The 15,050-nt window shown below is 64.2% G+C and carries 13 protein-coding genes; 5 read left to right on the top strand and 8 right to left on the bottom strand.

Features of this window, described 5'->3' with window-relative positions:
- Window position 1: 1 nt before the first annotated feature.
- The 8 genes from PQR42_RS39060 to PQR42_RS39025 form a co-directional block, all read right to left on the bottom strand.
- A complete protein-coding gene (locus PQR42_RS39060; RefSeq protein ID WP_408390823.1) occupies window positions 2-1,516 on the bottom strand; it encodes an efflux transporter outer membrane subunit in 1,515 nt (504 codons plus the stop codon).
- Window positions 1,513-2,511, bottom strand: a complete 999-nt coding sequence (locus PQR42_RS39055) for an efflux RND transporter periplasmic adaptor subunit (RefSeq protein ID WP_408390825.1) — start codon at window positions 2,509-2,511, stop codon at window positions 1,513-1,515. The genes PQR42_RS39060 and PQR42_RS39055 overlap by 4 nt, the downstream gene beginning before the upstream one ends.
- The gene (locus PQR42_RS39050; protein WP_115778589.1) at window positions 2,508-2,717 is read right to left on the bottom strand and encodes a DUF1656 domain-containing protein; all 210 of its coding nucleotides are present in this window, start codon (window positions 2,715-2,717) and stop codon (window positions 2,508-2,510) included. The genes PQR42_RS39055 and PQR42_RS39050 overlap by 4 nt, the downstream gene beginning before the upstream one ends.
- 55 nt (window positions 2,718-2,772) lie before the next feature.
- Window positions 2,773-4,875 carry an FUSC family protein gene (locus tag PQR42_RS39045; RefSeq protein WP_408390829.1) on the bottom strand — a complete coding sequence of 701 codons (2,103 nt, stop codon included), beginning with the start codon at window positions 4,873-4,875 and terminating at the stop codon, window positions 2,773-2,775.
- A gap of 6 nt (window positions 4,876-4,881) precedes the next feature.
- Window positions 4,882-5,493, bottom strand: a complete 612-nt coding sequence (locus PQR42_RS39040) for a MarR family winged helix-turn-helix transcriptional regulator (RefSeq protein ID WP_408390831.1) — start codon at window positions 5,491-5,493, stop codon at window positions 4,882-4,884.
- Between the two features lie 115 nt (window positions 5,494-5,608).
- Window positions 5,609-7,267, bottom strand: coding sequence for an ATP-binding protein (locus tag PQR42_RS39035; protein ID WP_408205162.1), 1,659 nt, complete (start codon window positions 7,265-7,267; stop codon window positions 5,609-5,611).
- A 3-nt stretch (window positions 7,268-7,270) separates the two neighbouring features.
- Window positions 7,271-8,788: an ATPase domain-containing protein gene (locus PQR42_RS39030; RefSeq protein WP_408205392.1), complete on the bottom strand. Its 1,518-nt coding sequence runs from the start codon at window positions 8,786-8,788 to the stop codon at window positions 7,271-7,273.
- 84 nt (window positions 8,789-8,872) lie between these two features.
- Window positions 8,873-9,775, bottom strand: coding sequence for a LysR family transcriptional regulator (locus tag PQR42_RS39025; RefSeq protein WP_408390832.1), 903 nt, complete (start codon window positions 9,773-9,775; stop codon window positions 8,873-8,875).
- A gap of 165 nt (window positions 9,776-9,940) precedes the next feature.
- On the opposite strand from PQR42_RS39025, the gene PQR42_RS39020 reads away from it, so the two are divergent.
- The 5 genes from PQR42_RS39020 (at window position 9,941) to PQR42_RS39000 (ending at window position 15,032) form a co-directional block, all read left to right on the top strand.
- On the top strand, window positions 9,941-10,993 hold the full coding sequence (locus PQR42_RS39020) for a porin (protein WP_408390834.1): 1,053 nt from the start codon (window positions 9,941-9,943) through the stop codon (window positions 10,991-10,993).
- Window positions 10,994-11,068: 75 nt separating this feature from the next.
- Window positions 11,069-12,145, top strand: a complete 1,077-nt coding sequence (locus tag PQR42_RS39015) for an alpha/beta hydrolase (RefSeq protein WP_408495210.1) — start codon at window positions 11,069-11,071, stop codon at window positions 12,143-12,145.
- Window positions 12,142-13,500, top strand: coding sequence for an MFS transporter (locus tag PQR42_RS39010; RefSeq protein WP_408205158.1), 1,359 nt, complete (start codon window positions 12,142-12,144; stop codon window positions 13,498-13,500). The genes PQR42_RS39015 and PQR42_RS39010 overlap by 4 nt, the downstream gene beginning before the upstream one ends.
- 19 nt (window positions 13,501-13,519) lie before the next feature.
- On the top strand, window positions 13,520-14,524 hold the full coding sequence (locus tag PQR42_RS39005) for an alpha/beta hydrolase (protein WP_408390838.1): 1,005 nt from the start codon (window positions 13,520-13,522) through the stop codon (window positions 14,522-14,524).
- A 67-nt stretch (window positions 14,525-14,591) separates the two neighbouring features.
- Window positions 14,592-15,032, top strand: coding sequence for a hypothetical protein (locus tag PQR42_RS39000; RefSeq protein WP_408390840.1), 441 nt, complete (start codon window positions 14,592-14,594; stop codon window positions 15,030-15,032).
- Window positions 15,033-15,050 lie beyond the last annotated feature (18 nt).

The raw sequence follows: 15,050 nt of genomic DNA, 5'->3' as shown, positions 1-15,050 counted from the left end.
TTTAAGGCGCTTTCGCTGCAGCCGCCGTGGGTGTTGCCTTAACCGGCACCGCAACCGCAGGCGTCGAACCACCAGACGTGTTCTGCGGATCCACTTCCCATCCTCCGCCCAGCGCGAGGAACAGATTCACCTGATCGATCGCCACCTGGCCATCCGCAGCCGCCGCCTGGGATTTCGTCGACGTCAACGTGCGCGTCGCATCCAGATCCGAAATAAACGACTCACGTCCCGCGCGATACAGCCGGTGCGTCTCGTCCGCCGACTCGGTCGCCGACTTGACCGCGGCACGCAGCGCGTCGGCGCGGGCGTAATCCGACGCATAGGTCGCAAGAGTCGTTTCGGTCTCGCGCAGCGCGGTCAGCACCACACCGTCGAACTTCGCCAACGCCACCTGGCTCGATGCCTGTGCTTCACGCACACGGCCCCGCGCGCCGTTCGCCGGGAACGTCCAGCTGATCAGCGGACCGAAGCCCCAGCGCGCCGTGGGCGACGTGCCGAGGTCTTCCAGAACGCCAGTCAAACCCGCCGACGCACCGATGCTCACCGTCGGATACAGCGCCCCGGTAGCGACGCCGATACGCGCCGTGGATGCCGCCAGTTGACGTTCGGCCTCGCGCACATCGGGGCGGCGCTTGAGCAGCGCGGCGCCGTCGCCGACCGGAATCGGCTGACGGATTTGCGGCAGCCTGTCACAAGCGAGCACGGCCGGCGGCAGGTCGGACGGTGCGCGGGCGAGCAGCGCCGCGAGGCGGTACTGCGCGATCTTGCGGCGCGCCGTATAACGCGGAATATCGGCCGACAACGTATCGACCTGGGTCTGCCCGCGCGTCACGTCGGGCTGATTGCCGCGGCCCGCGTCGCGCAGGCGGCGCGATACGTCCACGCGCTGTTTCTGCAAGGCCAGCGACTGTTGCGCGATCCTGAGTTCCTCGGCGGCCGAACACTGCTCGACATACGACCGCACCACGTCCGCCACCACGGTGATCCGCGCAAGTTCGCCCGCGGCCTGCACGGATTCGGTGTCCGCTTGCGCCGCCTCCACGCCGCGCCGAAGCTTGCCGAACAGATCGATTTCATACGAGACGCTGATACCGATGTCGCCTTCATTGACGACCGGCAGTTTCTCGGTGAGCAGGTATTGCTCGGCGGACTCCTGCGCGCGTTCGATCAGCGCCGAACTCTTGCCGGAAAAACCGCCCTGTGCCTGCGCGACGCCTAGCGCTTCACGCGAGCGCGCGAGGTTCGCGGCGGCGACGCGCAAGTCGGTGTTCGATTGCAGCGCCTGGTCAACGAGTCCGTTCAGGACTGGATCGTCGTACAGCTTCCACCACACGGCGGGCACGTTTTGGCGCGTCGTTAGAGACGTGTCGGCGCCTTCGATCGGCGCATTGGCGAGCGGCGCGTTGACAAGCGCCTGTTGCGGCAACGAGTAGTTCGGACCGACGTTCATGCAGCCGTTCAGTGCGACGGCCAGCGGCAACAACGGCAATAAGGGCAGGGCGCGCGACAGCTTCATTGCGAGGCGCCCGATGATGAGACCGCCGCCGACGTAGCAGAGGTAGAAGTAGCAGAAGTAGCCGACGCCGGCGAAGAAGCCGCCACCGCACCCGACGCCCCCGCATCCGGACGCTTCTTCCCGCCCGGCGACAAATCCCGCACCGACACAGTCGCCGTGCGCCCGGCAATCATGCGGAAATCCGCAGGCACTTCATCGAGCGCCACGCGCACCGGAATCCGTTGCGCGAGCCGCACCCAACTGAACGCCGGATTCACGTTCGGCAGCAGATTCGAGCCTTGCGTGCGGTCACGATCCTCGATCGCGGCAACGATGCTCTGCACGTGTCCACGCAACACCGCCGGCTCGCCCATCACCGTGATATCGACCGGCTGGCCGATGTCGATGCCACCCAGCTTGGTTTCCTCGAAATACCCATCGACACGAAACGAATGCATGTCGACCACCGAAACCACCGCCCGCCCCGCCGCGACATATTCGCCGACGCGCGGCGCGCGGTCGTTCAGATAACCATCGACCGGACTCATGATCGTGGCGCGTTGCAGATTCAGCTTCGCGGTGTCGATCGCCACATTCGCATCGGCAAGCGCGGCCTCGCCCTGTTCGACGCGCGAGCGGCTTTCTTCCGACACCTCCGCGGCGACCAGGTTGCCGAGTTTGCGGTTACGCGCGTCTTCGCGGCGCGCCTGATCGAGCGTGGCGCGGCGTTGTTGCGCGGTGGCTTGCGCCTGGCGCAGCGCGAGCGTATAGCGGGCCTGATCGATGACGAACAGCACCTGGCCTTGCTTGACCTGCTGGTTGTCCACCACCTCGACCGACGAGATCAGCCCCGAGATATCCGGCGCGACCTGGATCACGTCGGCGCGCACGTGTCCGTCGCGGGTCCACGGCGCGAACATGTAGTAGCCGACCAGTTTCCACAGCACGAAGGCGGCGACGACGACGACGATCAGGGTCAGCAGAATTTGACCGACGGAGAACCAGGTTTTTTTCACGTTATTAGTCTGTGCGAAACGACAACGACAAGGCCCAGCACCAGCACATAGATGCCGAGATCGAAGATGGAGCGATGCCAGACGAAACGGTAAAAGCCGACGCGCGCGAGCACCGTGCGAATGGCCAGGTTGATCAGATACGCGACCAACATCAGCACGAGCACGGCCGGCACGAACACGCCGAAGATATCGATTTCACCGATCATCGCGGGAAGGGGGAAAGGGTGGAGAGGGCTGGAAAGTGGCGATGGGCTGGGCGCATCAGGCAGCGGCCTCCGGTTCGGGCGGCGTGGGTTGCATCAGCGTGGCCGGAAACAGCGAAAGACGCAAGCCGACCAGCGCGTGCAGCGCCTCGCGTAACCGGCGTGCCGATGTTTGCGAGGCCGGGCTCGGCGCGCCGGCGTTGGCGAGTCCCTGTGCCGTCACGCGCGCGACGGCGGCGTCGATCGACGACATCAGGCTGTCGGGCACCGGCTCGCGCTTGCGGCGATTGACGCAGCTTTCATAGTATTGACGCACGTCGTCGAGCACGTGATCGATCGCGGCCGGCGCTTCGCCGCCCAGCTTGTGGGTCAGGCGGCGCAGATCGAGTGCGTTGAAGGCGATGCGCAGATCGCGAAAGCTTTCGATCGACGGATGGCGATGGTCGTCGGTGGCGGCAAGGCGCGGGATCAATTGCATCAGGCGGTCGAGCATGCGCGCGGCGAGATTGCGCGGATCCTGGATCGGCCGCGTCGATGCCGTGAGCGCCACGTCGGCCCAGCTCGAACGCAACAGACGGGCCGCCGCGAGTTCGGCGCCGAACGGCCGCGTCACGCGCGTCCACAGATACGCGTAGAGCAAGCCGGCGAGGCCCGCGAGATTGCTGTTCATGAACACCAGAAAGTTGGCGTCGTACGCGTCCTGAATGCTGATGAAGGTAGCCGTGTTCACCGCGACCAGCACCGTGGCCAGGTTGAACTGCGGGCGCGGGATCAGCGTGCCGACGAAGATGAACGGCGCGGCGAACATGATCACCAGCATGGGAAAGTCATGCACGTGCGGCAACACGACGAACAGATAGACGCCCGCGGCCACCACGCTGATCGCGGTCGCCACGAAGAAGCGGAACACGAACGGCGCGGGCTCGTCGAGCGCGGCGAAGAAACAGCATGCCACGGCCGCGAGCGTGACCGCGTTTGCGCCGTCGTTCCAGCCTGAGCTGATCCACAAACTGCACGCGAGAATCACGGCCGCCGCGGCCGAGCCGGTCGAGAACAGCATGATGCCTTTATCGTAGAAGCGCTCGGTGCCGCCCAGCCGCCAATGACGGAAGCGCGGGCGCCACGAACCTTCTTCCCGCGTGATGATGATGCGCAGCGAGCGGCAGTCCTGCCAGACGTCGATCACCTGTTTCATGCGCCACAGTGCGTTCGAAAGCAACGCGCCGTCCCAGCCCGCGAGCGCGGAGGGCGGCGGCTGCATCGACGCGATGCGTTCACGCAACGCGTCGGCCGTCGGGTCGGGATGATAGCCTTCGCTTACGGCGGGCATCGGCTCATTGAACCACTTGATGACATCGGCGAGCAGGCTTTCGAGACCCTCGGGCCAGGTCTGCCGGCCGCTGTTGTAGAGCGCGATCAGCGGATCGGCGAGCGACGACATGATCGGCAGCAGCAACTGCATGCGACCGCGCAGTTCATGCGCGCGCGCCAGAATGTCGGGCCGCGTGTGATCGTAGGCAAGCTGGCTCAGTAGCAATTCCAGACCATTGATGGTGGCCGCGATGCGCTGCCGGGCGCCCGAAATCGCCGAGCCGGCAATGCGCCCGGACAGCGTTTCGGTCGCATAGAACGCGGCGTCGCGAAACCATGCGTCGGTTCGCTCGATGATCGTCGGTGCAAGCCGGCTCGGAAACAGCGCGCCGCCGACAATGCTCGCGCAGACGATGCCCAGCGTGATCTCTTCAGTGCGGCTGACCGCGAGATCGAACACGCCGCCCGGATTGGTCACCGAGGGCAGCGCGATGATCGGCATCGTATAGCCGGCCAGCAGGAACACGTAGCTGCGCGCGGTGCGGTCGGACACCGCCAGATACAGGAGCGTGCCGGTCCATAGCGCGACGATCACGCTGAACAGATACGGCGATTCGACGAAGGGCGGCACCAGCAGCACCGCGGCCGAGGCGCCGAGCATGGTGCCAAGCGCACGATAGAGCGCCTTGGAGCGCGTCGCCCCGACGAACGGGTTCGACACGATGTAGACGGTCGCCATCGCCCAATACGGCCGCGGCAGTTCGAGCGCGAGGCCGATGTAGAGCGCGATCATCGCCGCGGCAAACGTCTTGACGGAGAACAGCCAGTCGCGAAGGGAAGGGTAGACCATAAACCGTTACGCCGGATCGCCGGCGCTATGTGGCGCGGCGCTGTCTGCTTTGCCTTTGTTCGACTTGTTTGCTTTGGTCGCTTTGCGCGGCTGGTTGGCGGCCTGGGCTCGTTCGCCCGAGGCGCGTTGGGCGCGCTTATCGCTGTCCAGATCGCCGCTGGAATCGCTGTTCTGATCGGCGCGTTCGCTGGCGTCGGCCGTGAACGCGGCCAGCACGCGCAAGGTCGCTTCGAGATCGCTGCGCGAGACGCCCTTCAACGCTTGCGCGCGTAGCGTGACCAGTTCTTCTTCCATCTTCGTGGTGACGGCGCGGCCTTCTTCAGTGAGCACCACGGTTTTCGCGCGCCGGTCTTCGGGGTCTTCGTCGCGACGCATCAAACCCGCGGCGCACAGTTGATCGAGCAGCCGCACGAGCGAGGGCCCTTCGATACCGATGTGATCGGCGAGCGTGACCTGGCGCACCGCTGCGCCGAGCCGGCTGGCGGTCAGGAGCGGCGTGGCGCACGCCTCAGAGACATTGAAGGCCGCCAGCACGCCGTGGCTCGTGCGCCGCCATTTTCGGGCGGCGACGACCAGCGTGCTGCTGACTGTCCGGCGCAAGGTATCGAGATTCGACATGGCCGGTATTGTATTTCCAAAAAATTCGTTAGCAAACTATTGAATCGGAATTTTTTGTGGCGATGTGGTGGCCGCGTGCGTTGACAGGCGCCGGGCTTCGCTATGCCAACGTCGCTCAAGCCGCGAGGCCAAGCCTTACCGTACGCGCCAAATCATCGAGCTGAAAAGGCTTGCGCAAAATCGTGCAGCGCTTCACCGCCAGCCCGGAAATATCCACGTCCGCATAACCCGTTGCGAGGATCACCGGCAAATCCTCGCGCATCTTGCGCGCCTCGGCGATGACGTCGATCCCGTTCATGCCGGGCATCGCGAAGTCCACCATCAGCAGGTCCGGGTTGTCGTCCTGCAAACGGTTCAGGCCCGCGCGTCCGTCGGCGGCTTCGGTCACGGTGTAGCCAAGCATTCTCAGCGACTCGACCAGCATGGCGCGCACCTCGCCGTCGTCTTCAACCACCAGGACGCGCTTTTCGCCGACCACGTTCGCTTCCGCATTGGACGCCGCTTCGGCCTGCGGCGCCACGCGTTCGCGCAATGGCAGCCAGATCTCCACGGTGGTGCCCACGCCTTCCTCGCTGAACAGACGCGCGGTGCCGCCCGCCTGCCTCGCAATGCCGTAGACCTGGCTCAAGCCGAGCCCCGTCCCCTTGCCGATCGGCTTGGTGGTGAAGAACGGATCGAACACGCGCGACACCACATCGACCGGCACACCCGAGCCGGTATCGGCGACTTCGACTACCACGTAGCGGCCTTCGTCGAGTGTCTGGTCGGGCGCGTCGCGCTCCTTCACGCGAATGCCGAGCTGGCCGCCGCCCGGCATGGCATCGCGCGCATTGATGGCGAGATTGAGAACGGCCAGTTCGAGCTGATTGGCGTCGGCCTCAGTCCACATCTCTTCGCCGTCGAACTCGTTGGTATAACGGATGCTCGACCCGAGCGAGACCGTGATGATGTCGCGCATGCCTTGCAGCAACGCCACCACGTCCACCGCTTTCAGATCGAGGTTGCTGTTGCGCGAGAAAGTGAGCAACTGTCCCGTCAGTTTCGCGCCGCGTTCGGTCGCGCGTTTGACGGTGGCCGCCATGCCGCGCAGGCGCTCGTCGCTGCTCACGCGCGCAATCAGCTCTGCGTTGACCATGATGACGTTCAGCAGATTGTTGAAGTCGTGCGCGATGCCGCCGGTGAGTTGCCCGAGCGCTTCCATCTTCTGCGATTGCACCAGCACCGCCTGCACTTTGGCGCGCTCGTGAATTTCCATCATCAGCCGATTGTTGGCGGAGGCGAGTTCGTGAGTGCGTTCGGCGATGCGGCTTTCCAGCGAGTCGTTCAATTGCACCAGCGCCTCTTGCGCTTCGATCCGCTCGGCCAGATGGCGGCGCGATTCGTATTGCCGCGCGCGTGCCCGCAACGACGACGCCACCGCGCGCCGCAGCGTTTCCGAATTCAGCGGACGTTCGAGCACGACCACGTTGCCGAGCCGTTCGAGCACTTCCAGGCCGCGTTCGGAGCGATGTCCGAGGCGTGAGGCGGCGAGCAGAATGAACGGGAAGTCGGACCACGCCGGCTGCTGTTCGAGCCAGGTGAACAACCGGATCGCGTGGTTGCCCGCGAGCGCTTCTTCAGCGATCAGCGCGGTGCCCGCACCGGCGTCCAGCGCCGCGGTGAGCGTGTCGGCATCGCGGCATGCCACGCAGAGGCGCTTATCTTTGTGCAGCACCTCGGCAATCACATCGGCGTCGCGGCCAAACGGCGCCAGGATAAGGACGCGTTGCTCCATGACTTACTGCCCGGACGTGTCGATGACGCGGTTCGTCGCACCGAGCAGCGCAGTGCTGCCGCGATAAGCCGGCAGTCCGGAGAGCACACCCTCGAAGTCGCGCAGCGCCTCGCCCACTTCCACGCCGTTGCTGCCGAGCCGGAACTGCCGGATCGAGCGCTCGTGGGCATTGGCGCGGCTCTTCACGGCCGTCACGGCGGTGAGCACTTCGCCGTGGTGTTCGAAATAGCGGAACAGCACGACCACGTCGCTCAGATAGCTGATGTCGATATCGTTCTGGACCTCGCCGATAATGCCGTGCTGTCCCAGCACGAGCATCGTGATGATGCCTTGCTGGTTCAGGTAGCCGAGCAGTTCATGCATTTGCAGCAGCAGATAGCGCTCGCCGGGCATCGCCTGAAGATAGGCGTTCAGGCTGTCGATCGCGACGTACTTGACGTCTCTCTTCTCGACCGAGTGGCGCACGTCGCTCGCGAATTCGCCGGGCGAGATTTCGGCCGGATCGATCTGGCGCAGCGTCAGCAGGCCGCTCTCCACGTGCGGCGCCAGATGCATGCCGAGCGTCGAGCAGCGGATCATCAGCGTGGTGAGGGTCTCGTCGAACACGTAGTAGACGCAGCGCTCGCCGCGTTCGAGCGCCGCGACCAGGCACGACACCACCGTAGTAGTCTTGCCGACGCCCGAAGGGCCGATCATCAGCGCATTGGTGCCGGGGATCAGACCGCCGCCTAGCAATGCGTCGAGTCCCGGCGTACCGGTGCTGACCACCTCGGCGTCGAACTTCGCGTGGTGTTCGGCCGCGACGAGGCGCGGATACACGTGGATGCCGCCAGTGTCGAGCGTGAAGTCGTGGTACCCCTCGCGGAATTTGATGCCGCGCATCTTTGCAATGCGCGTGCGCCGCCGGTTGCCGCCGTAGTCGTGCACGAGATTGTCGAGGCTGATCACGCCGTGCGCGATGCTGTGCAACTGCACGTCGCTCGGATCGGCCGTATTGTCGTCGAGCAGCAGCACCGTGCATTCACGGGTGGCAAAGTAGCGCTTGAGCGCGAGAATCTGCCGCCGGTAACGCAGCGGGTTCTGCGACAGCAGACGCAACTCGGAGAGACTGTCGAGCACGATGCGCGACGGTTTGAGTTCGTCGACCTGCTGGATGACGTTGCGCACGGTCTCGCCGAGTTCGACCTCGGCCGGGTGCAGCACGGTCTGCTCGTATTGCGGGTCGAGGCCTTCGTCGGAAAGCAATTCGAGAATCGCGAACCGGCTGATGTCCCAGCCATGACTGTCGGCCACCGCGATCAATTCGGAGCGGGTTTCGGACAGCGTGATGTACAGACCTCTTTGTCCTTCTTCGACACCCTTGAGTAAGAATTGCAAGGCCAGGGTAGTTTTACCTGTACCGGGCGCACCCTCCACCAGGTACATGCGGTGCGGCGTGAGACCGCCTCCCAGGATGTCGTCGATTCCGTCGATTCCCGAGGAAAGGCGGGCCGGCTTGGCGGCGGCGTGTCTGTTTGACATGGCGTAGCGTTTTGGCGTCGATGAGTGGCTGGTGGTTGTTCAGCCGGTACGGCGAGAACGCAATATCTGTGCCCATTAACGGACTCATCCGCCGGCGCGCTCCTTCACCAGTTGAATGAAGCGCGTGGCCGCGCTGTTATGCAACGCCGTGGGATAGGCGAGGTGCAGCGGCGCGCTGAGTTTCGAGGGATTCGCGAGCGTGCAATACACGGTGCCCACCTGGTCGTAACGCTGCATGGAAGCGGGCACCAGCGTCACGCCCAGACCCGCCGCAACGAGGTTGATGCCCGACACCATGCGCGGCACTTCACGGGCAATCCGCGGAACGAAGCCGGCCTGCCGGCACGCGGCGAGGATATCGGCGTACATGCCGGGTGCGCCTGGGCGGCGGACCAGAATAAAGTCTTCGTGCGCCAACGCTTTCAGCGACACTTGCGGCCGCTTCTTGCCCTTGAGTAACGGATGACCGACCGGCAACACCACGACCATCGGCTCGTCGAGCAGTAACTCGAACGCCACGCCTTCGCGCGAGTCGACAGGTTTGCGTAGAAACGCCGCCTGAATCTGGCCCGCAGCGAGACGCTCGATGATCTCCGCCGCGTTGAGTTCGGCAAGCTCCACGGCGACCTCGGGGCACACCGAGCGAAACGCACGGATCGCCTCGGTCGTGAACGGATGGAACGCTGCGGAACTCGTCAGCCCGATCGAAATCGTGCCGAGCTCGCCGCGCGCAATCCGGCTCGCTTTTTCGACCGCTTGCTGCAGATTCTGCAGCAAGCATTGCGCGTCTTCCGCGAAGGCTTGGCCGGCCGGCGTCAAGGTGACGCCACGCGGCATGCGCACGAAAAGTTCGAAGCCGATCTCCTCTTCCAGCGTTCGAATCTGCTGTGAGAGAGGCGGCTGTTGCATGGCCAGCCGCTCCGCCGCGCGCGTGAATTGGCCTTCTTCGGCGACCGCCAGAAAGTAACGCAGATGCCGCAGTTCCATGGTGTTTTGTCTCCCGGACAGCGCCCGAAGGTTGGTTTGCTGCCATATCGAATAGATATGGATTGTGCGTGAAACAGGTATTTTACATTTACCACGGCCGATCCTACGATCTCGTCCATCGCATCGACATGACAGCGACATACAACAAGATCAACGGAGACGTCAGTGAAAAAACAATGTGCGGCGGCCGCTTTGGCCGTGGTGAGTTGTGTAGGCGCACACGCGCAAGCATCGGTCACGCTATACGGTGTGATCGACACCAACCTCGAATTTCTCAACCACGCGGGCGCCAGCGGCGGCTCGCTGGTCCGCGAGAATTCCGGCGGTCTAAGCAATTCGCGCTTCGGCTTTCGCGGCGCCGAAGATCTCGGCGGCGGCAATAAAGCGTTCTTCATTCTCGAAGCCGGATTCAATGGCAACGACGGCACCAACGCGAGCGCCGGCGTGCTGTTCAACCGCACCGCGGCAGTGGGGCTTTCGAATGCGTACGGCGCGCTGTCAGCGGGCTTGCAGTACACGGCGATGTACGACACGCTCATCAAATACGACCCGATGGTGTTCGGCCAGCAATACACGTGGATGCCGACCACCGGTTCCGTCGACGGCTTTTCGTTCAAGGCGCGCGTGAACAACTCGGTGAAATATGTGGGGCGCTTCGGCGGTTTGACGGCGACGGCGGATTACAGCTTCGGTGGCTCGGCGGATTCGTTTCAGAGCAGCGCGGCCTACGGCGGCGCGCTTGATTACGACATGGGCAGCTTCGCCGCGGCCGTGGCCTACGACTACCGCAACGGCGCGATCAACTCGACCGGCATGTGGACCAAGTCGCGCAACTGGAGCGCCTCGGCGCGCGAGCAGCTCGGCGACGTCACGGTCATGGGCGGCTATGAGCACTATTTGTTTAACCCGACCAAGGGCAAGTCAGTGTCGTCGGCATTGTGGTTCGGCGGCGTGCGTTATCTGATCGCGCCGGCTTTCCGCCTGACGGCCGCCGCGTACTACCAGAGCAACAAGGCGGACAACGTGTCGAACTCGTTGATGGGCGTACTGGGGGCGGACTATATTCTGTCGAAGCGAACCGATGTGTACGCAACCGTCGCCTATGCCGCATCCACGCACTACGCCAACGATCAGTACACCCCCGTCGGCTTGACGAGCGACACCGCGTTCGGTCCGAATCAGACCGGCGTGACGCTCGGTATTCGCCACCGGTTCTGAGTATTCGGTTTTTCAACGACGGATTTGACGATGCGCCGCGTTCAAGACAGTACACGGTGATCAGGAGCAAGCTGCATGACTTTTACTCTTTCACGACGTCTTGGGTTGCTATGCGCCGCAACAGCCGCTGCACTGCTGATGACGCTCGTGCGACCCGCGCTCGCGGTCCATGCCTACGAGCCGCATCTGAAGCCGGTGGCGACGATCTCGGATACGCGCTTCACGCTCGACACGCCGCAAGGGCAAGCGGAATTTCCGCTGTATCTGTCGAAGGATTGGAACGTCGCGCAGCCGCAAGTGACGCGCGCGGTGATCGTGATTCACGGCAAGCTGCGCAACGCGGACGTGTACTTTCGCACCGCGCAGAATGCTCGCGATGCCGCACACGCGGACCCCGACGCCACGCTGTTGATCGCGCCGCAATTCCTCGCCACGCTCGACACGCGCGTGCATGATGAACCCGCCGATCTGCTGCGTTGGACCGGCGACGCCTGGATGGGCGGCGAAGCGGCGCGCGCGCCGCTGCCGATCAGTTCCTATGAGGTGCTCGATGCGATCGTCACGCGTCTCGCCGATCGCAAGCTGTTTCCCAATCTGCGACATGTGGTATTCGCCGGGCATTCGGGCGGCGGACAAGTCGTGCAGCGCTACGCCGTCGCGGCGCGCAACATCGCCGCGCTGACCGGCGAGGGTATCGACGTGCGGTACGTGGTGGCGAGTCCGTCCACGTATGCGTATTTCGATGCGCAACGGCCCAACGCGCAGGGCATTGCAGCGCCGTTCGACGCGGCGCAATGTCCGGACTTCAATCAATGGAAATACGGCATGGACAACCGGCCGCCCTATCTCGACGACCGGACGCCCGCGCAGCTCGAAGCGACCTATGCGGCGCGCCGGATCGACTACCTCGTCGGCGGCGCGGATGACGATCCGCAGCAAAGCGCGCTCGACAGAACCTGCGCCGCAGAAGCGCAAGGGCCGCAACGCGTCGCGCGCGCCGAGGCGTACTACCGGTATATCCAGTCGCGTCATCCGGACGGCCTGAAGCAGAGTTTTCATATCGTGCCGGGCGTGGGGCACAACGGTGCGCGTATGCTGACCTCGGTGTGCGCGCTGGCGGCGATGTTCGACACTCAGGGATGCGAGCAATGAGCGAAGCGACCTTCAATCAGCGCGACGCTACCGCGTCCGGCGCCGATGCGTCGAACGCCTTGAGTCCGTCGATGGTGCGGCGCGCGATCTTCGCCTCCGTGCTCGGTAACGGGCTCGAGTGGTTCGACTTTCTGATCTACGGCTACTTCGCGAAGATCATCGCCCAAGTGTTCTTTCCCGGCGGCAGTGGCTTCGTGTCGATCATGCTGACGCTCGCCACGTTCGCCGTCGGTTTCATCGTGCGGCCGATCGGCGGCATTCTGCTCGGTATCTACGCGGATCGCGCGGGGCGCCGCAAAGCGCTCTCGCTGCTGATCATTTCGATGGCGGCCAGCACCTTGCTGATGGGTTTGACGCCGGGCTATGCGCGCATCGGCATCGCGGCGCCGTTGCTGGTGGTGCTCGCGCGCCTGTTGCAAGGGCTCTCCGTGGGCGGACAGTTCGCGACGGCGTCGGCGATGCTGGTCGAGTACGCGCCGCCGCACAAGAAGATGTTTTACGGCAGCTTCAACATGTCGGCGCAGGCGTTCGCGTTGCTGTTGTCGTCCGGGGTCGGCTATCTGCTGACCACGCAGCTCACGCATGAGCAACTGGTGGCGTGGGGTTGGCGTCTGCCGTTCCTATTCGGCGCGTTGGCGGGGCCGTTCGGCTTCTACATCCGGCATCGCGTGGCCGAGTCGCCGGAGTTCGAGCGGCTGCTCGATCACAAGGACAAACCGCCGCGCGTCACGATCCGCCAGTTCTTCCGCGATAACGGCGACGCGGCGATCTGTGCAATGGGCGTGATCATCATCGGGGCAGCGACCAATTATGTGTGGCATTCATATCTGTCGGTGTATGTCGAACGGCAATTGCATTTGCCTCTCTCCACCGCGTTGCTCGGCGCGTTCGTGTCCGGCGTCTTGAATCTGTTTCTGTTTCCGCTGTCGGGCAAGCTCGCGGATCGTTATGGCGCGTACAGGCTGTTCTATCCGATCGTAATCGCGTGGATGGTCTGCGTGTATCCGCTCTATCACTTCGTCGTGACGAATCCGACGCCGGGGCATCTGTTCATCGCGCAGATGATCGCGACGCTGTTCCTCGCCGCGATGTCCGGCGCGCATCCCGGCATGCTCGCGACATTGTTCCCGGTGCGCAGCCGTTCGGCGGGCGTGGCGCTGTCGTACAACGTTGCGGTGACGCTGTTCGGCGGCATGGCGCCGCTCACCATCACCGGCTTGACGCGCGTGACCGGCAGCAGTCTCACGCCCGCGTTCTACCTGATATTTGCCGGCTTCGTGTCGCTCGCGATGGTGTACTTCACGCGCGCCGGACGCATGTCGGGCGGCGCGGCGGCGAGGCCCGCCACCCATTGATCAACCACGAGCCTATTGCATGACCCAGCCTTTCATCACAGACGACGAACGCGCGCCGAATGAGCACCCGGTCGCGGTCGTCGCGAGCCGGCATCTGAGCGTCACGACGCAAGCGGGCAGCGGCACCGTGCCCGTGTTTTCGAACGGCGACTGGCTAGCGCCGACGCGCGAAGTCCAACGCGCCGTGATTCTGATTCATGGTCGCTTGCGTAACGGCGACACGTATTTCGAACTCGCGCAACGTTCGTGCGCGCTCGCCGGCGGCAGCGCGGCCGATACGCTGCTGATCGTGCCGCAATTTCTCGCAACTGCCGATGTCGAGGCGCATGAGGTGCCGCCGTCCACGTTGCATTGGGACTGGACGAGCTGGATGGGCGGCGAAAACGCCGAAGGTCCCGCACCGATCAGTTCGTTCGATGTGCTCGACGCCATTCTGCATACGCTTGCTTCGCGCGAGCAGTTCGCGTCGCTTGCCGAGGTGGTGATCGCGGGACACTCAGGCGGCGCGCAGGTCGTGCAGCGCTATGCGGTGGTGGCGCGCGACGAGGCGCCGCTCGCGGCGCGCGGCATCGCGCTACGCTATGTGGTCGCGAATCCTTCGTCGTATGTGTACTTTGATGCGCTGCGGCCCGTTGCGTCCGGCAAATTCGCGGCGTTCGATCGGGCGATGTGTCCATCGTTCAATCGCTGGAAGTATGGGCTCGAGGATTTGCCGGGCTATGCAGACAACGCAGCTTCTGCCGCAGCGCTCGAAGCGCGTTACGCGCAGCGTGACGTCACCGTGCTGCTCGGCGGCGCGGATTGTGATCCGCAACATCCGGCGCTCGACCGTTCGTGCGCCGCGCTGACGCAAGGGGAACACCGGCTCGGGCGCGGACTGGCTTATGCGCGCTATATGGCGTTGCGGCATCCGGAAGGATTGGCGAAGCATCGGACGTATGTGATCGATGGTGTCGGGCACGATGCCAAGGGCATTTTTGCTTCGGCGCAGGGGCTGGCGGCTTTATTTGGCACTGGGCCGTGAGTGTGCATGGGCACGAAGCGTGCTACCGCGCTAATACCTATGAGTGACTTTCAAGGACCGCGCCGACATGAACAGAACCCGATTACTTGCCACCGCGCTTGCCGTTGCATCCCTAGGCGCCTTGCCGACCGGCAGCGCGTATGCCGACGATGCGCCTAGCCCCTGTACATCGCTGAAACGGATTGTCGCGGCCGCCCCTGGCGGGCTTGCCTCATTGACGCCGGACGACGGCAAGGGCGTCGCGCAACCTTACGGCGATGACGCGCAATGTTCGCCGAGCCGCGGTGCGTATCAATGCACATGGACGCCGCATCACGACGCCGGTTCGAATGCCGATGCGCTGCAAGCTGTCGCGGCGGACATCGCATCGTGTCTGCCGGACGCGACACACGATCAGAATTCGCCGGGACGTCAGCACTTTTATCTGGGAGCGAAGGGCAAGCGGACCGACATCACGCTGACGCCGACCGGTTCGAACAAGCTGCGTCTGGTGGTGTCGGGTAAGTAAGCCGCCAGGCGAAAGCGG

This window comes from Paraburkholderia sediminicola, assembly GCF_046027355.1.
Lineage (GTDB): Bacteria > Pseudomonadota > Gammaproteobacteria > Burkholderiales > Burkholderiaceae > Paraburkholderia > Paraburkholderia sediminicola_B.
The sequence above is the reverse complement of the archived record's forward strand: the minus strand, read 5'-3'. Positions and strand labels throughout refer to the sequence as shown.